The sequence below is a fragment of the Marivita sp. genome (genome assembly GCF_965656765.1).
Classification (GTDB): Bacteria; Pseudomonadota; Alphaproteobacteria; order Rhodobacterales; family Rhodobacteraceae; genus Marivita.
The window spans coordinates 1-23,846 of the sequence record NZ_CBFHLV010000051.1; the positions used below are offsets into that span (position 1 = coordinate 1).

Below are 23,846 nucleotides of genomic sequence, written 5' to 3' on the forward strand. Positions count from 1 at the left end.
ATACAATGTTACCAAAATGGTTGCGTCCCAAGCTCGCCAAAGCCTGGAGCAAATCCGTCGTCGCCCAGATTGAGCGCGCCCACGCGGTGCCGCCCCCAATTGATCTGTCGGTGAAATCCGACGCTGCGGCTTGGGCGGAAAAACTGGACGGCACACTTCTGCCAACAGGGTCCGTGAGATTGACCGCGCGTGGCCAGCTTTCGGCATTGCCCGGTTTCGAAACCGGTGACTGGTGGGTGCAAGATGCGGCGGCCGCGCTGCCGGTTCAGTTACTTGGCGATGTCAGTGGGAAACGTGTGCTCGATATTTGTGCAGCACCTGGGGGCAAGACGATGCAGCTTGCGTCCAACGGTGCGGATGTGACCGCGTTGGATATCTCCGAGGCCCGTATGGCCCGCCTACAGGAAAACCTGACGCGCACCGGGCTTGTGGCCAAGACGGTGATCGCCGATGCGTTGACCTATGAGGACGCGCCCTTTGATGCAATCCTGCTGGATGCGCCTTGTTCCGCCACAGGTACCATCCGGCGGCATCCTGATCTGCCCTATGTCAAATCGCAGACCGGTATTGACGATCTGGTCAAGCTCCAACGCGCGATGCTGACACGTACGATTCAGCACCTCAAACCGTACGGAACGTTGGTTTATTGCACCTGTAGCCTTCTGCGTGAGGAAGGTGAGGATCAGATCAAATGGCTGTTGGCACAGACTGATGATCTGGAGATCCAGTCACCAGCAGCAGTCGGATTTGACCCCAAATGGATCAGCCCCGAAGGCGGAGTGCGACTGCGCCCTGACTATTGGGCGGATATCGGTGGGATGGACGGCTTTTACATGGCGGTGTTGCATCGCAAGGGCGATCCGTCGCCAGCGTGACAATTGTGCCGTGACTTGGTTTCATCTCAAAGCTATGGTGACGGCATAAGAACGCTTGCGCAAAGGCAAGCCAGAGGCAGAGCTGATGTTCCGACTGGACGCCGCAAAACGGGCGCAGACCCGGCTTTTGAACCGTGTTCACGCGCGCTTGTCGACGCGTGTCAAACCCGCAACTGCGTTTGTTGGACAGCCTGAACCACGCACCGTTGGCTCTTATGCCCGAGGACGTCAGCTGACCGCCGGCAACCTGCTGTTCGCCGGTCATCTGGTCGAAGCCCCCGGCGCAATTCTGTGGGACATCACACCACCCGATGATGCGTTTTTGGAAGAGGTGCATGGGTTTGTCTGGCTGGATGATATGGCCAGCGTTGGTGATCCGGCGACGCGAAAAACCGCACAGACATGGCTGTTCGACTGGATCGCGCGCTATGGCAACGGGTGTGGCCCGGGTTGGACGCCTGATCTGGCGGGTCGGCGTGTCATTCGCTGGCTTCATCACGCATTCTTCGTTTTGGGTGGTTGTACGCCAGAACAGTCGCGCGCGTTCTTTCGATCCATCGCGCAGCAGACTATTTTTCTCAATCGTCGCTGGCACGCGTCGCCTCCCGGCTTACCCCGGTTCGAGGCGTTGACCGGGCTGATATCCGCAGGCTTATCGCTGCAGGGCATGGAGGCGCAGGCGGCTCCCGCGATTAAAGCGCTGGGCCAAGAATGCGCGCGTCAAATCAATGAGGCCGGCGGCATCCCGACACGCAACCCCGAAGAGCTGATGGAAGTATGCACGCTGTTGATCTGGGCGCGTGATGCATTGCAGGACACCGGTCGGTCCCCCGAGTTCGACCATGTGCAAGCGATTACCAAAATTGTGCCGACCCTGCGCGCCTTGCGGCATGCTGATGGTGGGCTGGCGCGGTTCCATGGTGGTGGCCGTGGCATTGAAGGGCGGCTCGACACCGCGCTCGCGGCAGCCGGGGTCAAGGCACACGCGACCGGTGATCTGGCAATGGGGTATGCGCGGCTTTCGGCAGGGCGGACGACGATGGTCATTGATGCGGCAGCACCGCCTAATGGCATCGCAAGTTTCAACGCCCATGCCTCGACGCTCGCGTTTGAACTGACCTCAGGGAGGCGTCCCTTGATCGTCAATTGCGGATCGGGATCGACCTTTGGTGAGGATTGGCGGCGCGCTGGGCGTGCGACACCGTCGCATTCGACGCTTTGTCTGGACGGACTGTCCAGTTCACGGCTGGGCGCGACGTCGCGGATCGGCCCTATTGAACGCGAATTGCTGGATGATATTCCCAAAGGTGTCCCGGTTGAGATGTCACGCGCGACCGATGGTGTTCGCTTTGAGGGGGGGCATGATGGATACCTCAAATCTCATGGCCTAACCCACGCGCGGATTCTTGAGCTGACTTTTGATGGGCGCGGCGTAGTCGGCGAAGACCTGCTTGTCGCGCTCGACGGAAATGGGAAGACGCGGTTCGAACAAAAGCTCGAAGATACGCGGCTTGGTGGTGTTCCGTTCGACATCCGGTTTCACCTGCATCCAGAGGTCGACACAGCCATCGACATGAACGGTACCGCCGTGTCGATGGCGCTGCGTAGTGGTGAGATTTGGGTTTTTCGCTTTGACGGCCTGTGTGATCTGACGCTTGAACCGTCGGTTTATCTGGAAAAAGGCCGTTTACGCCCCCGCGCGACGAAACAGATCGTTTTATCTGCCCGCGCAATAGAGTATGCGACCCGCGTTCGCTGGTCGTTGGCCAAGGCGCAAGAGACCGCGGTTGCGGTTCGAGACCTTGTTCAGGACGACGCGACGCTGCTGAACTGAACACTGGGATTCTCTGCTGTCATGACCAATCTTGCCCCCCTTCGCCGTGCGCTATTGTCTGTTTCGGACAAGACCGGACTTGCTGACCTTGCCAAGGCGCTGGATGCGCGGGGCGTTGAAATCCTGTCGACTGGCGGTTCTGCCAAGGCGCTGCGCGATGCGGGTGTGCCGGTTAAGGATGTGGCCGACGTGACCAGTTTTCCTGAAATGATGGATGGTCGGGTCAAGACACTGCATCCGATGGTTCATGGCGGTCTGCTGGCACTCCGCGACAATGACGATCACGTCGCCGCCATGTTTGAGCATGACATCAAGGCAATCGATCTCTTGGTTGTGAACCTCTACCCGTTCGAGGAAACCGTCGCCAAAGGTGCCGATTATGACACCTGCATAGAAAACATCGACATTGGCGGCCCTGCGATGATCCGTGCGGCGGCCAAAAACCATGCTTTTGTCAGCACGGTTGTAGACGTCAAAGACTATGATGCGCTTTTGGCTGAACTGGACGCCAATGACGGCCAGACAACGCTGGCTTTCCGTAAGAAACTGGCGCAAATCGCTTATGCCCGTACAGGCGCCTACGACGCGGCAGTTAGCACATGGATGGCCGGTGCGATTGGCGAAGACACTCCGCGCCGCCGCGTGTTCGCAGGCACCCTTGCGCAGACATTGCGCTATGGTGAAAACCCCCATCAGGGCGCTGCGTTCTACCACGATGGATCGGTGCGTCCGGGTGTCGCTGTAGCAGAGCAGCTTCAGGGTAAAGAGCTAAGCTACAACAACATCAACGACACCGATGCGGCGTTCGAACTGGTGTCAGAATTCCTGCCACGCGACGGGTTTGCGTGTGCGATCATCAAACACGCAAACCCCTGTGGTGTCGCGACCGGTGCCACACTGAAAGAGGCGTATCAGAAAGCCTTCGATTGCGACCGCACGTCGGCGTTCGGCGGCATTGTGGCGTTGAACTCCACGCTGGATGGTGAAACCGCCGAAGCGATTGCCGAAATTTTTACCGAAGTCGTGATCGCGCCCGGTGTTCATCAGGATGCGATTGACGTCTTTGCCAAGAAAAAGAACCTGCGGTTGCTGAAAACCCCGGGCCTTGCCAACACGGCAGAGGCGGGAACGGCTTGGAAACAGGTGTCGGGTGGCGTGCTGATCCAGAACCGCGACAACGGACGGATCGACATGGATGACCTCAAGGTCGTGACCAAAATCGCACCAACGGACGATCAGATGCGCGATCTGCTGCTGGCTTGGAAGATTGCCAAGCACGTGAAGTCCAACGCCATTGTCTACGTCAAAGATGGAGCGACAGTTGGTGTGGGTGCCGGCCAGATGAGCCGCCTCGACAGTGCGTTGATCGCGGCCAAGAAAGCCGAACGTATGGCAGAGGCGCTAGGTCTGCCTGAACCTCTGACCAAGGGCAGCGCGGTTGCGTCCGATGCGTTCTTCCCGTTTGCGGATGGGCTGCTGGAAGCGGCCGCCGCAGGGGCCACATCGGTGATCCAACCGGGTGGATCAATGCGGGATGACGAAGTGATCAAAGCGGCAGACGAGGCCGGGCTGGCAATGGTGCTGACCGGGATGCGCCACTTTCGGCACTGATTTTACCATCCGGTAAAAATACTGAGGCAGGGCAAAGGGTTTTACATGCGATTGGTGGCCATCATTGCGGCAGCGGTCTTTTTCATCGACCAGCTTACCAAATGGTTGGTCGTGCATGTGATGGACCTTGCCCGTGTCGGCGCGATTGATGTTTTCCCGCCCTATCTGAACTTTCGTATGGCGTGGAACACCGGGATCAATTTCGGACTATTGTCGGGGAATGCCGATTGGACCCGCTGGGTTCTGATTTCGGTCGCGGTCGGGATCGTGCTTTTTGTGCTGGTCTGGATGCGACGGGATCCGCCGGGGCGGACCGGATTGATTTTTGCTGGTTTGCTGATCGGTGGTGCGTTGGGCAATGTGGTGGATCGTGTGCTCTATGGCGCGGTCGCTGATTTTCTGAACATGTCTTGTTGTGGATTTACCAATCCCTATGCCTTCAATGTGGCCGATATTTCGGTGTTTTTAGGGGCGATTGGACTCGCGCTGTTCTCGGGCGGGAAAAACGCCTCGTGACGGGCGCGGTTTGATGCGTTAAAGCAGGGTTGAGGCGACTACGGAGGCGGGCAGACAACATGATGCCGCGCGCATTGATCATACTGGCACTGGTGGCGTTGACCGCATGTGGGTCACGTCAGGACACGACAGATCGAGACACAAACCTGCGCCAATTGCGCAATCCTACAGGCACGCCCGAGGAATTTTCGATCGTGCCGCAAAAGCCGCTGGAAGCCCCAGAAAGCCTGACGGAATTGCCGACGCCTACGCCGGGTGGCGCAAACCGTACGGATCAAACGCCTCTGAAAGATTCGGTTGCTGCATTGGGTGGCTCACCTTCGCGACTTGATCCACAGGCTGGTGTCGGGGCAGGGGATCAGGCTTTGGTTGCGCGGGTTTCGCGGTTTGGACGTCAATCAAACATCCGCCAAGAACTGGCCGCGGCCGATCAGGAATTCCGTGAACGCAGGTCGTTGTTCAATTGGCGGCTTGTCCCGCAGGACACGTACAATCGCATCTATCGTAGCCAGATCCTTGATCCCTACGCCACCCTTGATGCGGCGCGTCGTGCGGGGGCTTTGACGCCGTCTGCACCTCCACGCTGATATCGCGAACCATTGTTCCAACAATTCTTGATGGTTTTGAAGGTTTTGGGCTGGTGAATCGCTCACGATGCCGTTGGTGCGCTTGAAGTTGGCACTACGCACCGTACCTTAATTCAAAACCAAGGAGATTTGCCGATGCGTCGCCTGATAGCCCTTGCCGGGGCGTGTTTTCTCGCTGCTGCGCCCCTGTCCGCGCTTACCATTGAAGACCAGGTCACCACCTTCCAGCTAGAAAATGGAATGGATGTTGTGGTGATCGAGGATCACCGAGCGCCTGCTGTTGTGCATATGGTCTGGTATCGTGCCGGCTCTGCTGATGAACAGCCAGGCGTATCGGGTGTAGCGCACTTCCTTGAGCACCTACTTTTCAAAGGCACAGAAAAGCTTAAGCCCGGTGAGTTCAGTGAGATCGTTAAAGCAAACGGTGGCTCTGACAATGCGTTTACCAGCTTTGATTATACCGCATATTTCCAACGCGTTGCAGCTGACCGTTTGGGTCTGATGATGGAAATGGAAGCGGACCGGATGAAAAACGTTCAGCTTGACCGCGAAGATATCCTGACCGAACGCGATGTCATCATCGAGGAACGCAATCAGCGTGTTGAAAATGACCCCGGTTCGCTGTTCCGAGAGCAGCGGATGGCGGCGCAGTTTCTGAACCATCCGTACGGAACACCGATCATCGGCTGGCGGCACGAGATGGTATCGCTCGATTTGGATGACGCGCTGGCCTACTACCGTCAGTTTTATTCGCCTAATAACGCAGTTCTTGTTGTGGCAGGCGACGTGATGCCCGACGATGTTCTGGCGCTCGCACAAGAGCATTATGGCCCGATCCCACGCAATGACGCCTTGCCCGAACGGGTGCGTCCAGCGGAGCCACCGCAAATGGCAGAGCGTAGGATTTCGTTTGAAGATCCACGCGTGGCGCAGCCGTATGTGATGCGAACATATCTCGCACCTGAACGAGATCCGGGAGATCAACGCACAGCAGCGGCGTTAACCTTGCTGGCCGAAGTGTTGGGCGGGTCGCAAACATCCGTTCTGCCACAGCAACTTCAGTTCGAAGAAAAACGTGCCGTCTATGCGGGTGCCTTCTACAGCGGGCTGTCCTTGGACGACACGACCTTTGGCGTTGTCAACGTTCCTGCCGAGGGTATCACGCTGGAAGACGCTGAAGCCGATATGGATCGGGTTGTCGCCCAGTTTCTGGAAACCGGTGTGGATCCCGAACAGCTGGATCGCATCAAATTTCAGATGCGGGCGTCACAGGTGTATGCGCTCGACAGCTCGAATTCTCTTGCCCGTCGGTATGGTGCGGCCCTTACCTCGGGTCTGACGATCGAAGATGTGAATGAATGGCCCAATATTCTGCAATCGATCACGCCAGACGAAATCATCGCCGCCGCGCAAGAGGTGTTTGATCGTGACAATGCTGTGACCGGGTTCCTCCGCACGGCTGAGGAGGTGACACAATGAAGTTCGTTGGACCCCTGATCGCCCTCATGCTTGCCGCTACGCCGTTGCGAGCGGAAATCGACATAACTGAAGTGACCAGCCCCGACGGCATCAACGCTTGGTTGGTCGAGGAACAATCAATTCCTTTTGTGGCGCTTGAGCTGCGCTTTAAGGGTGGTGCCTCGTTGGACCTGCCCGGGAAACGGGGTGCGACAAACCTGATGGTTGGTTTGCTGGAAGAGGGCGCTGGTGATCTTGATGCACGGGCGTTTGCTGAAAAAGCCGAATCGTTGGCGGCGAGTTTCGATTTCGATGTCGGCGACGATGCTGTATCGATCTCGGCGCGGTTCCTGACTGAAAATAAGGACGAGGCGCTGGCACTTTTGCGGGACGCAATCACACAGCCGCGCTTTGATCAGGCGGCGATTGAACGGGTGAAGGCGCAAATCGTGTCTGTAATCCGTTCAGATGCACAGGATCCAGACACCATCGTAGGTGCCGAATTCGACCGAATGTTGTTTGGCGATCACCCCTACGGATCGGCCATTGAAGGTAGTGAAGATAGTGTGGCAGCCTTGACGCAGGAAGACTTAGTCGAAGCCTACAAAGGTGCGTTGGCGCGGGATCGGGTCTATGTCGGTGCTGCAGGCGATATTTCTGCTGAGGAACTGGCCGCTTTGTTGGACAAACTGTTGTCGGACCTTCCAGAAACTGGAACGCCACAACCAGCAGATATTGAGGTAACTACCGATGCAGGCGTAACTGTCGTGCCGTTCGATGTGCCGCAATCGGTGGCGATATTCGGACACGAAGGCATTGCGCGCGACGATCCTGATTTCTTTGCCGCTTACGTGTTGAACGAAATCCTGGGTGGTGGTGGGTTTGAAGCCCGTCTTATGGAAGAAGTCCGAGAGAAGCGTGGCCTGACCTACGGTGTTTACAGTTACCTTGTCCCCAAGGACCAAGCAGCGCTGTATCTTGGCCGCGTGTCGAGTGCGAATAACCGTATAGCCGAAGCGATTGAGGTAATCCGCGACGAGTGGACCAAGATGGCCGAAAACGGTGTGACTCAAGATGAACTTGACAGCGCAAAGACTTATCTGACCGGCGCTTACCCGTTGCGGTTCGATGGCAATGGGCCGATTGCGAATATTCTAGTGGGGATGCAGATGGACGATCTGCCGATCGACTATGTGAACACGCGAAACGCCCAGGTTGAAGCGATCACACTGGATGATATCAAACGCGTGGCTGCGCGGGTTTTGAAGCCCGAAGCCTTGCGGTTCGTTGTCGTGGGTCAGCCGGAAGGGCTTGAATCTTGAATTTTACCGGATGGTAAAAAAAGGCCGCGCTGTTCTAGCGCGGCCTTTTTTGTTTCTGCCAGGGACACCCTTTGAAGAATATCAGCAAACTCTTCAAAGAGCTTGAGCGGCCTAGTTCAACAGCCCCGCATGACGCAATCCGTTGTCGATCAGATCACGTGTTGGTTGCGACACCGGGAAAAGCGGCGGGCGCATTTCTTCGTCGCAAAGGCCCAAGCGGCTCATCGCGTATTTCGCACCACACAGACCGGGTTCGACAAAAATACTGTGATGCAGCGGCATCAGGCGATCCTGCAACTCCAGCGCGGTGATATAATCACCAGCCAATGTCGCTTCTTGCATCTGTGAACACAGCGCTGGCGCCACATTGGCAGTAACCGAAATCATGCCCATGCCGCCTTGCGCGTTGAACCCATGTGCGGTTGCGTCTTCACCTGACAGTTGGACAAAGTCCGAACCACAGCTCAAACGCTGAGCGCAAACGCGGCCGAGATCGCCGGTTGCATCTTTCACACCTATTATGCGCGGTAGCTTGGCCAATTCACCCATCGTCTTGGGCAACATGTCGACAACCGACCGGCCGGGGATGTTGTAGATGATGATGGGCAGGTCGCACGCATCATGCAGCATCGTGAAATGCCGGATCAGCCCGTCTTGCGTTGGCTTGTTGTAATAGGGTGTCACCACCAAACCGGCTTGCGCACCTGCCTTTTCGGCATGCTGCAGAAAGCGGATTGCTTCGTCAGTGTTGTTTGACCCGGCCCCCGCAATCACGGGAATGCGGCCATCTGCGGCTTTTACCACGAAGGTCACGACCTCTTCGTGCTCAGAATGGCTGAGTGTGGGGCTTTCGCCGGTGGTGCCAACAGGAACTAGACCGTGGCTACCCTGATCGACATGCCAATCGACCAAACGTTTGAGCGTGTCAAAATCCACTGCACCGTTTTTGAACGGTGTGACCAGTGCAGGCATTGACCCTTTGAACATCGTCACGCTCCTTTTCGTGTATGGCGCTTGCGCCGTTGCGCCCGTCCCGCGAATGTGAGTTGAAGGCCGTCGGGTACGGGTTATCCTTTAGCGAGCCGTCTATCCTGTTTCAGTGGAGAAAATGCAAGTCATGTTTCGGCGTATCGCGATCCTGACGATTGTCCTGTTTGCCATGCCGCTTGCTGTTTTGGCGCAAGATGCGACGCGCCCACTTGAACGGGCGATGGACTTGATGCGCACCGGAAACTGGGCTGCGGCGCAGATCGAGGCGCGCGGTGACGGCCAGGCCGCTTTGGATGTTATCTTGTGGCATTATCTGCGCGCCGGGCTTGGTTCGTCTCGGGAAGTGCAGGATTTTCTGGCGCGCAACCCAGATTGGCCCGGCTTACCGTTTTTGAAGGAAAAGAGCGAAGGCGCGATGACCGGGGCTTCTGCCGAGGCCATCCGCGCATTTTACGATGATCACGTGCCCGAATCGGGCGCAGGCGCACTGTCACTTGCGCGTGCTTTCTTGACCGCAGATCAACGTGATGCTGCGCAAAGTGTGATCGTGCAAGCGTGGACATCTTTGACGCTGACAAGCGAAGAGCAAGCTGCATTTCTTGCAAGCCACGGTGATTTGCTAAAAGCGCACCATGCTGCACGGCTTGATGCGATGTTGTGGCGGGGCAGTGCACGCAATGCCCGCGCGATGATGCCATTGGTTGGCGAGGATTGGCGCGCGCTGGCTGAGGCACGGTTGGCCTTGCGGTCGGACCAAGGCGGCGTGGACACCTTGATTGATGCAGTACCAGCCGCGCTTAGCGCCGACGCCGGGCTGGCCTATGAGCGGTTTGCATGGCGTATGCGCAAGGGACGCACGGACGATGCGGTTGAACTGCTGATAGCCCGATCAAAGTCTCGCGAGTCGCTTGGTCGCCCGGACATTTGGGCCCGACAAAGGGATGATCTGGTGCGGCGGCGCATGCGTTCCGGCGACTATGCGTTGGCTTACGATGTAGCGTCGGCCCATCATCTGACCGAAGGATCGAGCTTTGCCGATCTGGAATGGTTGGCAGGGTATCTGTCGCTTCGGTTCCTAGACATGCCTGAACGGGCGGTCGGGCATTTTCAAGCCTTGCGCGGTGGCGTGGAAACACCGATTTCGCTTGGTCGCGCCGGGTATTGGCTGGGGCGGGCTCAGGACGCTGCTGGCAATCCGGAGGCGGCGGCCAAGGCATTTGAATTTGGGGCGCAGTATCAAACCTCGTTTTATGGATTGTTGGCTGCCGAAGCAGGGGGGTTGCCGGCCGATCCGTTGCTGGCCGGGGCTGAGGTGTTTCCCGATTGGCGCGATGCGGCGTTTACGCAATCAACAGTATTCAAGGCGGCGATTCTTTTGCTGGATGCCGAGGAAAAGGTCTTGGCCGAGCGTTTCTTGACCCATCTCGCGGAATCGCTTGACCGGGTACAAATCGGACAAATGGGTCAGATGCTTGAGGACCTGAGTTTGCCGCATGTGCAGGTAATGCTTGGTAAGCGCGCGGCGCAATATGGGCACGAGTTACATGGGCCATATTACGCTTTGCATCCGCTGTCCGATATTGAGCATCCGGTGCCGACTGAGCTTGTCCTAGCTATTGCCCGACGCGAATCTGAGTTTGATCCGGGCGTCATCTCACCCGTCGGTGCGCGCGGTTTGATGCAAGTGATGCCGGGCACGGCGCAAGAGGTCGCGGGTTGGTTGGATGTTGAGTATTCCGAAGCCAAGCTGCTGGGCGACCCGGTGTATAACGCGGTTCTTGGGGCCACGTATCTGGAACGTCTGGCGCGGCAGTTTGATGGCAATGCGGTTATGATCGCTGCCGGGTACAATGCTGGTCCAAGCCGGCCGATCCGCTGGATGGAGGAACGGGGTGACCCCCGTCGGGATGAGATGGATATGATCGACTGGATCGAACATATCCCGTTCACCGAGACCCGAAACTATGTAATGCGCGTCACCGAAAGCCTGCCGATTTATCGCGCGCGTCTGGGGCGTGACCCACACCCGGTGCCATTTTCTGAAGAACTTAAGGGCTCAACCCTTTTGCCGCTGACGCCAGAGGGTGAATAGACCCGCCCCCACAATGAGGCTCGCTCCGAAGATCACATTGGCGCGGATGCCTTCTCCAAACACAAGAATACCAAGGCTCGCCGCGAAGGGCAGCTGAAGATAGGCGAAGGGCTGTACCGCGCTTGCTTCTGCAACATCGTAGCACCTGATCAGCAGATAATGCCCTGTGGCACCTGTCACGCACAGCATCGCCATCAAGGCCCAGTCAGCAGGGACCATCGGTTCCCAGAACCAAATGCCGATTGCTGTCATGAACACCGCGCCCACCGTGCCGGTCCAGAAAAAGCTGGTGGCGGCGCTATCCTTGCGGGCGGCGTAGCGCGTGAGCAGACCGTAAAGCGCGAACATAAAGGCGGAAATCGCAGGAATAATCGCTAGCGGAGAAAAGACGCCAAAGCCAGGTTGCAGGATGATCAAGATGCCAATGAATCCGACGCCAATGGCCGTCCAGCGCCGCCAACCGACCTGTTCGCCCAGAATCGGACCGGACAGCGCAGCGATAAGCAGCGGGTAACAGGCAAAGATTGCGTGGCTTTCCACGAGGCCCAGGTAGGTGAAGCCGAGAACCATCACGCAAATCTCGGCTGCCAATAAAAGCCCGCGAAATCCTTGTAGCCACGGTTGGCTGGTTGCTGCCGCAGCACGCAGGCCGCCAGCGCGGCGGCTGGCGACAAACATCACAAAGGCCGCAAAGAACCAGTATCGGATCATCACCACCATGAGCACATTGTATTCGCTGGCCAAATGCTGCGACAGACCATCCTGCAGCGCGAACACAAACGTTGTTGCCACCATGAGCCAAATCCCGAGGCGGTTGTTCGTCTCGGTCATGGCGCAGTTTTCTGCGCGATGGTCATATGGCGCTTGCGGCCAAAGCCGGGGACGCGGGTTGTCATGAGGCCCGCCGCATCGAGTGCGCGCCGAACATGGCCTGCAGCGGTGTAGGTGGCGGCAGTGCCGTTTGATGCGGTCTTATCCGCGACACGTGACAAGAGGTCAGCCTCCCACAACTCGGGGTTCTTGGCGGGCGAGAACCCATCTAGAAACCAAGCGTCAACCGGTCGCGTGAGGTCGTGGAGCTTGTTGCGGGCATCGCCTTGGATAAGGGCAAAGCGAAGGTCGTGAAGGGTAAATTGGCGCGCGGCAGACGCCCAAAACGGCGCCAGTTCATCCGCGATGGGTTTGAGTTCTGGAAACGCTTGTTGCGCTCGAATCATGTCGCTGGGGTTCATTGGAAACGCTTCGAAACTGGTGAAATGCAGTGCGCCTTTCTGGCCAGTTGATCGCCACAGGTCGAGTGTTGCCAGTAGGTTCAAACCTGTGCCAAACCCAAGCTCTGCGATATGAAACTTATCTGCAAAACGCGCAGGCAGATTATTGCCCGCCAGAAAGACATGGCGCGTTTCGGCCAACCCGTTGTCGAGTGAGAAATAAGGATCGTCGAACCGGCGGGAGACAGGAACATCTCCATCGCGCCAGTCGAGCGGTTCCGTATGGAGTTCCATGATGACATACCTTAGCGACAGCGCGACCTTGGCGAGGAGATAAGGGATTGGCAATGCCCGAATTTACAGTGCGCGGTGCCGGGATATTCGGGCTCAGCATCGCATGGGTTCTTACGCAACGCGGCGCTACGGTGCAATTGGTCGATCCATTCGGCCCCGGCTCTGGATCAAGTGGCGGGCTTGTGGGTGCATTGGCCCCGCACGTGCCGGAAAACTGGAACGAAAAGAAAGCATTCCAATTGGAAAGCCTGCTGATGGCCGAGGTTTTTTGGGCTGATGTGCAAGCAGCGGGTGGTGTCGATCCGGGCTATGCGCGGACCGGTCGGCTTCAACCTATCGCCGATGATCATGCACTTGAAATGGCGCAAGCCCGCACTCTTGGTGCGCGTGATCTGTGGCAAGGGCGCGCTGTGTGGGAAGTGATCCGCGCTGAAGATGCAGGAGGATTTGCGCCACCAACATCCTCGGGGTTTTTTATCCGGGACACGCTGACGGCGCGGATGCATCCGCGTCAGGCTTGTGCGGCCTTGGTAGCGGCGTTGCATGCAAAAGGTGTGAAGGTTCTTTCTGAAGCTCCTGATCGCGGCGCAGTAATTTGGGCGACGGGTTGGCGTGGGTTAGTGGAGCTTTCCAAAGAAATGGGCAAATCCGTTGGCGCGGGGATCAAAGGACAGTCAGGAGCCCTGAAGTATGATGCTGGTCCGGTGCCGCAGGTGTTTGTAGATGGGTTGCATATTATCCCACATGCCAACGGAACTGTCGCCATCGGATCGACCAGCGAACGGGATTTCGACGCACCGGACGGTCTGGATGCGCAATGTGATGACCTGATCGCCCGTGCTGTTGCCGCAATGCCAATGCTGGCCAAGGCACCTGTGGTGGATCGATGGGCGGGTGTGCGCCCGCGTGTGAGATCCCGCGCGCCCATGCTGGGTGCCTGGCCCGGACGTGAGGGGCATTTCATCGCCAACGGCGGTTTCAAAATCGGCTTTGGGATGGCACCCAAGGTTGCAGAGGTGATGGCAGATTTACTTTTGTGCGGACAGGACGCCATTCCCGACGGCTTTCGCGTCGAGGCATCTATGTGATGGGTGTCGCCTCAATCGCTTTGGCAATTTCGGCCACGCCGGGGTCGATCCGTGCCTGCGCAATCGAACTGTAGGCGAGGCGATAATAGTTGCGCGGTGGATCATCGCCCGCAAAGAACGCGGTGCCGGGTTCGATCAACACACCGGCTTTGCGAAGACGGTCTGACAATTCCTCGCAATCCACATGGTCTGGCGCACGCATCCAGAAGCTTGATCCGCCATATGTGCCTTTGCCGGCAATCGTCAGGCCGTATTTCCGGATCGCGTGCTCCATGATCACCCGCCGGTCATTCAGCGCCTTTCCGGTCCGGCGGATCAGGCTGTCATAGTGACCGAGGCTTAGAAAGTAGGCTGTGGTGCGTTGTGTCAGTCCAGGTGGATGTCGCAGGATCGATGCCCGCAGTGCGCGCACCTCACGGATGAAAGGGGCTGACCCGACAAGATATCCCAGACGCAGCCCGGGAAAGAGTGACTTGGAAAAGCTGCCGACATAAATCACGCGCCCCTCTTCATCGAGGCTTTTGAGCGCGGGCATGGGTTGTTTGAGGTAGGCCATTTCGAATTCATAATCATCCTCGACGATCAGCGCATCCAGTGCACGCGTCCGTGCGAGCAACGCCTGACGTCGAGCCAGTGGCATGGTGTAAGAGGTGGGGCATTGATGGCTGGGCGTGGTGAAGATCACGTCGGTATTTTCGGGAATTTGGTTGGGTTGTAACCCGTCCTCGTCCACATCCAGTGCGCTCAGATGGCAGCGCGATTGGGTCAACACGCCACGAAGCGCTGGATAACACGGGTTTTCAATCACCGCATGACGGCGCTGATTGAGCAGAACCTGTGACGTCATCCAAAGGGCGTTTTGTGCGCCCATGGTGATCAGCACCTCGTCTGGACTTGCAGTGATTCCGCGTCTTGGCAGAGTGTGGCGTAGAATAAACTCGACCAGTTGCGGGTCGTCTTGATCGTAATAATCGCCGGTCAAAGCTGAAAAATCACGTGCGCCCAAGGCCTGCAATGCGCAAAGCCGCCAATTGGCATGATCAAAAAGTTGCGGATCGGTTTGACCATACAGAAATGGGTAGCGATACTGCGCCCAGTTTTGTGGTTTGACCAGGGTCGCCGCGCCGGTAAAGCGCTGACCGATGGCGCGCGACCAATCAACGGCGTCCTCTCTGCGTGGCGTGTCTTGGAAGCTGGGAGGTTCGGGCGCGTCTTCGGACACATAGTAGCCAGAGCGGCCACGTGAGGTCAGGTAATCATTGGCCAGCAATTCTGTGTAAGCCAGCGTGACCGTGATCCGACTAACGCCAAGATGGTGCGCAAGCTTGCGACTTGATGGAAGTTTTTCGCCCCGGCGAAACCGACCGGATAAAATGCCTTCGGCAACCATCTGTTGAATGCGCGATTGCAAAGTCCCGCGAGTGTCGGGTTTGAGGAAGAAATTTTCAACGGGGATTGCCATACATCGAGCCTAGTTTGGACTTATGAGCTTGGCAATCTGGTCTTAATCTTATTTGAACGCTTTCGTATTGTGGTGGGCCCCCAGAATTTTATGGCGGGCCCAAGAAACTTCTACGAAGTTTCTTTCAAGCGGAGGTTTCAATATGATTAAGGTGCCACGGATGGTGAGCAATGGTCTCGCCCGTGGCATCATATGCAAAGCGGCTTAGTCCGACCAACTCACACCAGTGAGGTCCGTCGCCTGTGTCGGCGCATTTTGCCACAGGCCCTGAATTCGGGCATCCGCGACAGTTGGGAATGCCAACTGAAATAGATATCCATTGACGTAATCATCCGAAATCATCGTCTGTGCCCGGGCGAGCATATCCGATCTCATGGCGGGGTCGCTTGTTTCCCCCAACGTTGTCATCAGCTCTTGAAACGCCGGATTGTCATACTGGAAATAGTAATCTGGCCGCGCGTAGATGCCGATGTCGAACGGTTCGGTATGGCTAACGATGGTGAGGCCAAAGTCCTTGCCCCGGAACACTTCCTCAAGCCATTGAGCCCATTCGAGATTGGTGATTTCGGTCTCAATACCAACGGCGCGCAGTTGTGACGCGATGATCTCGCCGCCGCGCCGGGCATATGAGGGGGGTGGAAGCTTTAGTGTTGTGGTAAATCCTTCAGGCAGCCCAGCTTCGGCCAGCAACGCCTTGGATTTCTCGGGGTCATAGGCCGATTGGGCTGTCAGATCGACATAGTCGGGATTATGCGGCGCAAAGTGTGTGCCGATGGGCGTGCCAAGGCCAAACATCGCGCCATCGATAATCGACTGGCGGTCAATGGCATGGGCAATCGCCTGGCGGACGCGCACATCATCCAGCGGCGGCAGTTTGTTGTTCGTTGACAAGATCGTCTCGCCCTCGGTTGAACCGACAAGAACTTGAAAACGCGGATCGGCTTCGAACTGCGGGAGGTTTTCGGGCGCAGGGAAGCCCGCGAAGGCATCGATATCCTGGGCCATCATTGCGGCAAATGCGGCGGTGGGGTCAGAGATGAACTTAAACGTCGCCGCTTCCAGAGCGGGAGCATCGCCCCAATAGTCCGCGTTGCGGCTGATTTCGATACGATCACCTTGGACCCATTCTTCAAATGTGAAGGGGCCGGTCCCAATCGGGGTTTGCTTGATCCCTTCGATACTTTCTGGGGCCACGATCACCGCGTCGCCCCAGGCCATGTTGAACAGGAAGTTGCCATTCGGGGCCGATAGCTTCACCTCGACTGTCGTAGGGTCGATGACCGTTACCTCTTGAATGCCTTCGAACAGAGCTTTCTGTGCGTTAGCGCTGTCTTCGGCACGGGCACGGTCGAGTGTGAATTTGACGTCGTCTGCGTCCATCGTCGTGCCGTCATGGAAGGTCACACCGTCCCGTAGGGAAAACGTGTACGTCATGCCGTCGTCGCTGATCTCCCAGCTTTCAGCGAGTCCCGCCACGACCGAACCGTCGGACATAAAGCGCGTCAGGCCCTCGAACACGTTGGAATAAAGTACTGAGTCGATGGCACCCGCCGCGGCGCTTGTTGGATCAAGATGCGGCGGTTCGAGTTGCAAAGCGATGGTGAGGTCGGTTTGCTGCGCCAGCGCAGGCGTTGTAAGCAGCGCGGCCAAAGCGGCCCCGCGCAGGAAATGAGTTGTCATGGCGTCCCTCCAGTTGTTGGATCGAGTGTCACGTCAAATCGCGCCGTGATCAAGTCTCTGCTTCCACACAAGGGTTTGGTCTTTGCACCGTACCGAAGAGAAGGGACTTCCCTTTGCGCTCTCCGAGATATTTGAGGCTTAAGGACGTCTAAGGCAGGAGCAGTGTTTCTAGCGTGCGGCCCATGACCTTGGCGCTGTCCAGCATATCGGTGATGCCTATCCATTCATCCGGTTTGTGCGCCAGTTCGAGAACGCCGGGGCCGTAGGCGATACAATTGTTGAGCTTGCCGATCCGGTCGATATGTTTCTGGTCATAGCTGCCGGGAGAGGCGACATATGTGGGGTCATGGCCAAGTACGTCGCGGATGGCATCATGCACCGTTGTGACGACGGGTGCTGCCTTATCGGTCATGGATGGAATAACGTGGTTGAGCTCGCGAATTTCGTAGTCGAAGTTTTCGCGCCTCGCTTTCAGGTCTTCGAGCAGATTGATCACTTCTTGCCGAACCGCTTCGATGGGTTCCTCCATCAGGAATCGGCGGTCAATCACGATGCGGCAGCTGTCGGGCACACAATGGGCTGGCAGGCCGGTGTAGTCGCTGGCTTGTTCTGGCTGTCCCCCATGCACCGAGTTGATGTTCATCGTAGATTGCCGCGCGCCGTCAGGGACCACGGGCATCTCAGTCCAGCGTGACGCCATGGCAGGGAACAACGTCTCCTCAAACGCGTTCAGAACAGCCCCCATATGGCGTACCGCACAGTCGCCCAGAAAAGGCATGGAGCCATGCGCGATTTCGCCCTTGGTCTCGATTTCGGCCCACCAGCCGCCGCGATGGCCAAGACAGATGCGGTCTTTGTTAAGCGGCTCTGGTATGATCACGTGCTGGACGCGATCAGGCGCGAACCAGCCTTGTTCGGCAAGATAGGCAACACCGCCATAGCCGCCTGATTCTTCGTCTGCTGTACCGCTGATTTCGATGGTGCCAGCGTAGTGGGGGTGATCGGCGATAAAGGCTTCGGCGGCGATGATCGACGCGGCGAGGCCGCCTTTCATGTCACATGCGCCACGACCGTAGATCTTGTCGCCTTCGACCGCGCCCCCGAACGGATCACGTATCCAGCCATGTCCGACCTCGACCACGTCGGTGTGTGAATTGAAATGCACACATGGACCGGGGTGGGGGCCTTGGTGGCGGGCAATCAGATTCCAGCGCGGATAGCGGTCACTGTCGCCGGGGGCACCTTCGGCACGGACCCATGTTGTTTCAAAACCTGATGCGGACAGTCGAGCATCTAGCATGTCGCAAATCGCGGCATAGTTTTCGCCCGGTGGATTCAACGTTGGAATGCGGATCAGCTCTTGCGTCAGCGCAATCAAATCGTCGCGCGCGTCGTCAATCCGTTGAAAGAGTCTGTCCGTCATGTCTCACCTCGCCGTTGCGCGCAGTGTCGTGGGGGTGGATTGGCATTGCAAGCTTTAGCGCCAGCGCAGTGGAGGCAATTTGCCGACAGGTATCGGACCGATCAAGATGGTGCTGCGATCCAAACCCAAAGTCACATCCAGAGCTTCGCGGGTGCCGCTAAGGGTAGACAACATCGACAATATATCGATCAGGCTATCGCTTAGGCCGGGTGGCAGATCACCATTGTCGCGCGCGGCCGCAACCGCATCTTGCCAGTTTTCGGCTGCGATAGTGATCTCGCCAGTGGCTAAGCCTTGAGGATCCAGAGAAGCAGTACCGCTCACCTTGAATGTAACAGAGCCATAGGTGATCTCGGACCGTTTGATTGTAATCTCGGTGGGTTGCGGTGCGACGCCTTCCATCACGGAAAAGGTAAGGGGACGGTCAAGGGTCACTTCAAGTTCCGCGCGGAGTGATCCGAGCGACTCTGGCCCGATATTCGTTGTGATCTGCGGAGACGTGGTTGCAATGCTGCCGACAGAGAGTGCAAGGCGGTAGGATAACGGCGCAATTTCGATTTGCTGTAAAGCTGCATTCACCTCGGCCAGGGCAATGGTGCGATCCGGGCCTGTCATATTGAGAACGATGGCTACCAGATTGCTGCGCATGATAGTGCCGTTGTCGTGAACTACACTGGCGCGCAGCCCGTCGGACGTGACGGCGATGTTGCCTTGATCGGTCGTCAGGTATTGGGTGTCGGGCCACGCGACGATCACATGGCCCTTCTTATAGCTTAGGCCAAGGATTTGGAGAAACGGCGCTTGCCAGCCAAAACCCTTGTCAGAGGCGGAAATTACAGGTTCGGTGATCGTCAGGTCGGTGCGGTTGGGAAAACCGACTATGGAAAGATCGGCATAGTTGACTTGCAGGCCAGACGCGCGTTGGTCGGAGAACCAGTTTTCGATGCTGCTGCGCAAATCGTGGGCAGCGTAGAACCACCAGCCGCTATAGGCCAAAGTGGCCACGATAATTACAGCGAGAAGACGTTTCACCCGCACACCCCCTTTTTTCTGTCGCGCCTTTGGTGTTTACCGCGCGCAGAAAGGCAGGACCAGCATCATGACGCTATGGGTATTCGGATACGGATCGCTTTTGTGGAACCCGGGTTTTACGCCGGTTGAAACCGCGCATGCCAAGCTCGAGGGCTATGCGCGGAGTTTTTGCATGCGGTCGATCCACCACCGTGGCACGGACGAGGCGCCGGGTCTGGTGCTCGCACTGGATGCAAATGTGCAAAGCGCTTGTGATGGTCTTGCCATGCAGATGCACGAGGCCGAATACGATGACACGATGGCCTATCTGCGAGAAAGAGAGCTTGTGTCGTCGGCCTACCTTGAGAAAATCGTACCGCTCAAGTTTGCGGATGGGCGCGAGGAAATGGCGGTCACCTATGTGATCGACCCCGACCATGTGCAGTACTGCGGGGCTCTCGATCTGGAAGAGCAGGCACAGATTATCGCGACCGCGGTTGGTGGGCGTGGCCCGAACTGCGAATATCTGTTCAACACGGCTTCACATCTGGCGGAACTGGGCATTCCAGATGCAGAACTCGACTGGCTTTGTACCCGTGTGAAGTCCTTGAACGCTTAACGGCTTGGCGATTGGGTGCGAACCGCCTAGAGTCGGTCGTGAAAACAAGAAACGCGTCAGGAACTGTCCGAATGGATCAGCCGGACATCGAGGCCGAGCCACATTTTTCCCAACCTGTCCGACAGGTGCTGATGATGCTCCTTGTTCTGGGGCTCACGGTGTTTGGTGGCTTTCTTGCTTTGCCACGGGTTCTGCCCGTGTTCCAAGCAAACCCGTATCTGAACGGGTTCATCGGCTTTGTCTTCGTGATTGGGGTGCTGGCCTGTTTCTGGCAGGTCTGGCAATTGATCCAGTCTGTGCGCTGGCTCGAACATTTCGCACAGGCACGCGAGCGTGGCGTGCAAAGCAAAGCGCCGCTTCTGCTTGCGCCTTTGGCGACCTTGCTGCGCTCGCGCAACAAGCGAATGCAGATCAACACAGCCTCGACCCGGTCGATCCTTGATTCCGTAGCGACTCGGATTGACGAAGCGCGCGAGATTACGCGTTATATCGTCAATCTACTGATTTTCCTGGGCCTTTTAGGCACCTTCTACGGGCTTGCCACAACTGTGCCCGCGCTTGTCGACACGATACGTGGACTTGCGCCAGAGGATGGTGAGACCGGGACCGAGGTGTTTGCCCGGCTGATGAACGGGCTAGACAGCCAATTGTCGGGAATGGGTGTGGCGTTCGCGTCCTCGCTCTTGGGTTTGGCAGGTTCGTTGGTTGTGGGTCTTCTGGAGTTGTTCGCAGGGCATGGCCAGAACCGGTTTTACCGCGAGTTGGAAGAATGGCTGAGTTCGATCACCAAGCTGGGTTTTTCCAGCGGCGACGGTGATGGTGCAGGCGAATTGGGGACCACAGGTGTGATCCTCGACCAGATGGTTGAACAGATGGAGGCAATGCAGCATTTGTTCGCCCGGTCCGAGGAAGGCCGCTCAGAGGTGGAATACCGGCTGGGTCAATTGAGCGATACGCTTGAACGAATGACAGAACGGATGGAGGCGACCGCGCCAAGTGCCACCGCCTTTGCGAGGATTGCGGACAGTCAGGACCGCTTGATCGACGTTTTGACCCACAAATCGGAAAACGAAGGTCTGGACTCTGAAAGCCGGATGCGGCTGCGATCGATTGACGTGCAGATGTTGCGCATCCTCGAAGAGGTGGCCGCCGGGCGTCAGGAGACCATGGCGGAACTGCGCACCGATCTGAACGCCATTGGCCGCGCGCTTGATCGCATGGCCCGCAACTCAGGGCGCAAGACCGACAAGGGCGAGGGCTAGGTCATGGCCCTGTCACGGCGCACCGGAGCCCGGTTCCAGGCCTCGATCTGGCCCGGCTTTGTGGATGCGATGACCGGGCTTTTGCTGGTTCTTATGTTTGTACTAACCATTTTTATGGTGGTTCAAGCGGTGCTGCGGGACACGATTACGGGTCAGGAAAACGAACTGAATTCCCTGTCATCCGAAATCGCGGAACTGGCCCGCGCGCTGGGCGTCGAACAACAACGCACGACATCGCTGACCAACCAACTGGGTGCTTTGAACGCGACGCTGGACGATACGCAGGCGCGGCTAACGGAACAAGAGGCGATCATTTCCTCGTTGTCGGCCACACGCGACCGGCAAGCTGCCGCATTGGAGGCTGCCGATGCAAGGATTGCGTCGTTTGAAGAACAGGTTGCGGGTCTTTTGTCCGAACGAGATTCGGCGCGCGAGCAAGTGTCGGAACTGATTGAGACGCGAGATCAGCTGCTGTCCGAACAAGACGCGCTGAACCTTGCTTTGGCGACTGCGCGCAGCGAAATTGATGATCAGGTTGAAGCCGCCCGCTTGGCCGCAGCCCGCCGCGAGGCGCTTGACGCGCTGGTCGCTGACCTGCGATCCGAGAATGCCGAAACCACCGAACAGGTTGGCGCTTTGACCGCGCAAGTGGCGAACTTGGAAAACGCGCTGAGCGAAGAAGAGGCGGCCAAGCTGGCTGAGGCGGCAGCGGCAGAGGCATTGCGGGATCGGTTGGAAAACGCAGATGCCGAACTCACGGCCATGACGATGGCGCTTGAGGAACAGCGAGCGCGGGCGGAGGAAACGCTTACCCTATTGGCCGCGGCGCGCGAAGCCGAAGAAGACCTGAACGCGCGTCTGGCGGCAGCCTTGGTCGAAGGGCGGGAGTCCAGTGCATCTTTGCAGGCTCGGTTGGATGCAGCGATTGCCGAAAGCGAAGAGCGGATTGCATCATTGCAAGCGCAGCTTGAAGCGACTGCTGCCGAGGGTGACGAGACCGAAGCATCTTTGCGGGCGCAATTGGCCGAGCAGGCAAACCGCATCGCAGGGCTGGAACAAGAGCTTTCGGATTCGCAAGTGGATCGCACAACGCTTTCGTCGCTTGAAGCGCAGTTGTCGCAAGCATTGATCCGGGTGGCAGAGGCCGATGCGCTGAATGCAAGACTTGAAGAGTTGCGTGCTGAGAATGTGGCATTGTCTGAAACTCTGACGGAGTCGGAACAGACCGGTGCAGAAATGCAGGCCTCAGTGGATGCGCTGCGTCAGGCCTTGGTCGAAGCGCAAGCCAATGCAGCCGCGCGATCCGAAAGCGAGCAAACGCTTGAGCAACGCCTTGCCACAGCACTTGCTCAGCAGACCTCGATCGAAGCGACCTTAGAGGAAACGCGCAATCAACTGGCGGCGGCGCTTGCTGCGCAGGTTGCTACCGAAACCGAGTTGGAGGACCGTCTGTCCGAGGGCGAGCAACGCCAGTTGCTGCTAGAGCAGGCACGCGACCGTCTGGATGCCGAAACGCAACGCGCGACGCAGGCACAGCAACAGACAGAATTGCTCAACCAGCAGGTTGGGGCGCTGCGTCGTCAATTGTCGTCATTGCAAGCCCTGCTGGACGAGGCCGAGGCGCGGGATGTCGCAGCGCAGGTTCAGTTGGAAAGCCTTGGGAGCGAATTGAATACCGCATTGGCGCGGGTCGCGGCAGCAGAAAGGCGGCGGCGGCAGTTGGAAGAAGCTGAGCGTCAGCGGCTTGAGGAAGAACGCTTGCGGCTGGAAGAGGAAAAGCGGCGGTTGGCCGGTCAGAACCAAGATTTGGAGCGTTACCGTTCGGAGTTCTTTGGTCGCTTGCGCGAGGTTTTGGGCAATCGTGACGGCGTGCGAATTGAGGGTGATCGGTTCGTGTTCTCGTCCGAAGTGTTGTTCCCACCTGCAGAGGCAGGCTTGTCGCCGGGTGGCCGGGCACAGATCGCCAATGTCGCCGCCATTTTGCGCGATGTGGCACAGGAAATTCCTGAAGGCATCAATTGGATTATTCGTGTCGATGGACACACAGATAATCTGCCACTGTCTGGGCAGGGTCTTTATGCGGACAATTGGGAATTGTCGCAGGCGCGGGCACTGTCGGTTGTGCGTTATATGATCGAAGAGCTCGGGATCTCGCCACAGCGCCTGTCGGCAAATGGGTTTGGGGAATACCAGCCTGTGAACACAGACGACACAGCCGAGGCACGGGCGCAGAACCGGCGGATCGAACTCAAACTGACAGAGCAGTAATCGCTATTCGACGGTCACATCGGCATGGCGCACAGCAAGAATGGTGTCGCCGCGGATAAGCCGCGCATATCCGCGATACGGGCCTTCGGGCCACCCCGCACTTGGAGCCCGGCGACCGTATGCGCGCATCAGTTGCACCTGATCTTCATGAACCAGACCGGGTTTACCGGAGAGCCAAAAGCTCGGAAGGTAAGCTATGGAAAAGGGAAACCCTGGGAACCGTTTTTCGACAGAGGTGCGCGC

19 protein-coding genes and 1 pseudogene are annotated in these 23,846 nt (G+C 57.7%); 12 read left to right on the forward strand and 8 right to left on the reverse strand.

What is annotated here, in order from left to right; genetic code table 11:
- The 7 genes from ACTG4M_RS13025 to ACTG4M_RS13055 form a co-directional block, all read left to right on the forward strand.
- On the forward strand, positions 1–875 hold an 875-nt coding region (locus tag ACTG4M_RS13025), incomplete at its 5' end, for an RsmB/NOP family class I SAM-dependent RNA methyltransferase (RefSeq protein ID WP_439124102.1).
- Between the two features lie 85 nt (positions 876–960).
- Complete coding sequence (locus ACTG4M_RS13030; RefSeq protein WP_439124103.1) at positions 961–2,709, forward strand: heparinase II/III family protein; 1,749 nt, start codon at positions 961–963, stop codon at positions 2,707–2,709.
- 21 nt (positions 2,710–2,730) lie between these two features.
- On the forward strand, positions 2,731–4,320 hold the full coding sequence (gene purH / locus ACTG4M_RS13035; RefSeq protein WP_439124104.1) for a bifunctional phosphoribosylaminoimidazolecarboxamide formyltransferase/IMP cyclohydrolase: 1,590 nt from the start codon (positions 2,731–2,733) through the stop codon (positions 4,318–4,320).
- 45 nt (positions 4,321–4,365) lie between these two features.
- Entirely contained in the window at positions 4,366–4,836 is a 471-nt protein-coding gene (gene lspA / locus ACTG4M_RS13040; RefSeq protein WP_439124105.1) for a signal peptidase II, read from the forward strand.
- Between the two features lie 59 nt (positions 4,837–4,895).
- Positions 4,896–5,423 carry a DUF3035 domain-containing protein gene (locus tag ACTG4M_RS13045; protein ID WP_439124106.1) on the forward strand — a complete coding sequence of 176 codons (528 nt, stop codon included), beginning with the start codon at positions 4,896–4,898 and terminating at the stop codon, positions 5,421–5,423.
- Positions 5,424–5,558: 135 nt separating this feature from the next.
- Entirely contained in the window at positions 5,559–6,902 is a 1,344-nt protein-coding gene (locus tag ACTG4M_RS13050; protein ID WP_439124107.1) for a M16 family metallopeptidase, read from the forward strand.
- Positions 6,899–8,203: a M16 family metallopeptidase gene (locus ACTG4M_RS13055; protein ID WP_439124108.1), complete on the forward strand. Its 1,305-nt coding sequence runs from the start codon at positions 6,899–6,901 to the stop codon at positions 8,201–8,203. The genes ACTG4M_RS13050 and ACTG4M_RS13055 overlap by 4 nt, the downstream gene beginning before the upstream one ends.
- 111 nt (positions 8,204–8,314) lie before the next feature.
- On the opposite strand, the gene dapA is transcribed toward ACTG4M_RS13055, so the two are convergent.
- The gene (gene dapA, locus ACTG4M_RS13060; RefSeq protein WP_439124109.1) at positions 8,315–9,190 is read right to left on the reverse strand and encodes a 4-hydroxy-tetrahydrodipicolinate synthase; all 876 of its coding nucleotides are present in this window, start codon (positions 9,188–9,190) and stop codon (positions 8,315–8,317) included.
- 121 nt (positions 9,191–9,311) lie between these two features.
- Here dapA and ACTG4M_RS13065 point away from each other — a divergent pair, with 121 nt between their 5' ends.
- The gene (locus ACTG4M_RS13065; RefSeq protein WP_439124110.1) at positions 9,312–11,285 is read left to right on the forward strand and encodes a lytic transglycosylase domain-containing protein; all 1,974 of its coding nucleotides are present in this window, start codon (positions 9,312–9,314) and stop codon (positions 11,283–11,285) included.
- On the opposite strand, the gene ACTG4M_RS13070 is transcribed toward ACTG4M_RS13065, so the two are convergent.
- Together ACTG4M_RS13070 and mnmD are read right to left on the reverse strand one after the other, a co-directional pair.
- Positions 11,250–12,116, reverse strand: coding sequence for a DMT family transporter (locus ACTG4M_RS13070; RefSeq protein WP_439124111.1), 867 nt, complete (start codon positions 12,114–12,116; stop codon positions 11,250–11,252). The genes ACTG4M_RS13065 and ACTG4M_RS13070 overlap by 36 nt on opposite strands.
- Complete coding sequence (gene mnmD, locus ACTG4M_RS13075; protein WP_439124112.1) at positions 12,113–12,790, reverse strand: tRNA (5-methylaminomethyl-2-thiouridine)(34)-methyltransferase MnmD; 678 nt, start codon at positions 12,788–12,790, stop codon at positions 12,113–12,115. The genes ACTG4M_RS13070 and mnmD overlap by 4 nt, the downstream gene beginning before the upstream one ends.
- Positions 12,791–12,843: 53 nt before the next feature.
- Here mnmD and ACTG4M_RS13080 point away from each other — a divergent pair, with 53 nt between their 5' ends.
- Positions 12,844–13,878 (forward strand): NAD(P)/FAD-dependent oxidoreductase, encoded by a 1,035-nt coding sequence (locus ACTG4M_RS13080; RefSeq protein WP_439124113.1) that lies wholly within the window; start codon positions 12,844–12,846, stop codon positions 13,876–13,878.
- Here the strand turns inward: ACTG4M_RS13080 and ACTG4M_RS13085 are convergent.
- From ACTG4M_RS13085 to ACTG4M_RS13100, 4 genes are all read right to left on the reverse strand, one after another.
- On the reverse strand, positions 13,871–15,340 hold the full coding sequence (locus ACTG4M_RS13085; protein ID WP_439124114.1) for a PLP-dependent aminotransferase family protein: 1,470 nt from the start codon (positions 15,338–15,340) through the stop codon (positions 13,871–13,873). The genes ACTG4M_RS13080 and ACTG4M_RS13085 overlap by 8 nt on opposite strands.
- Positions 15,341–15,544: 204 nt before the next feature.
- Complete coding sequence (locus ACTG4M_RS13090; RefSeq protein WP_439124115.1) at positions 15,545–17,020, reverse strand: ABC transporter substrate-binding protein; 1,476 nt, start codon at positions 17,018–17,020, stop codon at positions 15,545–15,547.
- A gap of 148 nt (positions 17,021–17,168) precedes the next feature.
- Positions 17,169–18,443, reverse strand: a complete 1,275-nt coding sequence (locus tag ACTG4M_RS13095; RefSeq protein ID WP_439124116.1) for an acetylornithine deacetylase/succinyl-diaminopimelate desuccinylase family protein — start codon at positions 18,441–18,443, stop codon at positions 17,169–17,171.
- A 54-nt stretch (positions 18,444–18,497) separates the two neighbouring features.
- Positions 18,498–19,475, reverse strand: coding sequence for a DUF2125 domain-containing protein (locus tag ACTG4M_RS13100; RefSeq protein ID WP_439124117.1), 978 nt, complete (start codon positions 19,473–19,475; stop codon positions 18,498–18,500).
- A 67-nt stretch (positions 19,476–19,542) separates the two neighbouring features.
- On the opposite strand from ACTG4M_RS13100, the gene ACTG4M_RS13105 reads away from it, so the two are divergent.
- The 3 genes from ACTG4M_RS13105 (at position 19,543) to ACTG4M_RS13115 (ending at position 23,603) form a co-directional block, all read left to right on the forward strand.
- A complete protein-coding gene (locus ACTG4M_RS13105) occupies positions 19,543–20,073 on the forward strand; it encodes a gamma-glutamylcyclotransferase (RefSeq protein ID WP_439124118.1) in 531 nt (176 codons plus the stop codon).
- A 71-nt stretch (positions 20,074–20,144) separates the two neighbouring features.
- Positions 20,145–21,335 (forward strand): biopolymer transporter ExbB, encoded by a 1,191-nt coding sequence (locus ACTG4M_RS13110; RefSeq protein ID WP_439124119.1) that lies wholly within the window; start codon positions 20,145–20,147, stop codon positions 21,333–21,335.
- 3 nt (positions 21,336–21,338) lie between these two features.
- A complete protein-coding gene (locus ACTG4M_RS13115; RefSeq protein WP_439124120.1) occupies positions 21,339–23,603 on the forward strand; it encodes a peptidoglycan -binding protein in 2,265 nt (754 codons plus the stop codon).
- Between the two features lie 3 nt (positions 23,604–23,606).
- Here ACTG4M_RS13115 and ACTG4M_RS13120 read toward each other — a convergent pair.
- Positions 23,607–23,846 (reverse strand): annotated as a pseudogene (locus ACTG4M_RS13120) (hypothetical protein); the annotation flags it as partial.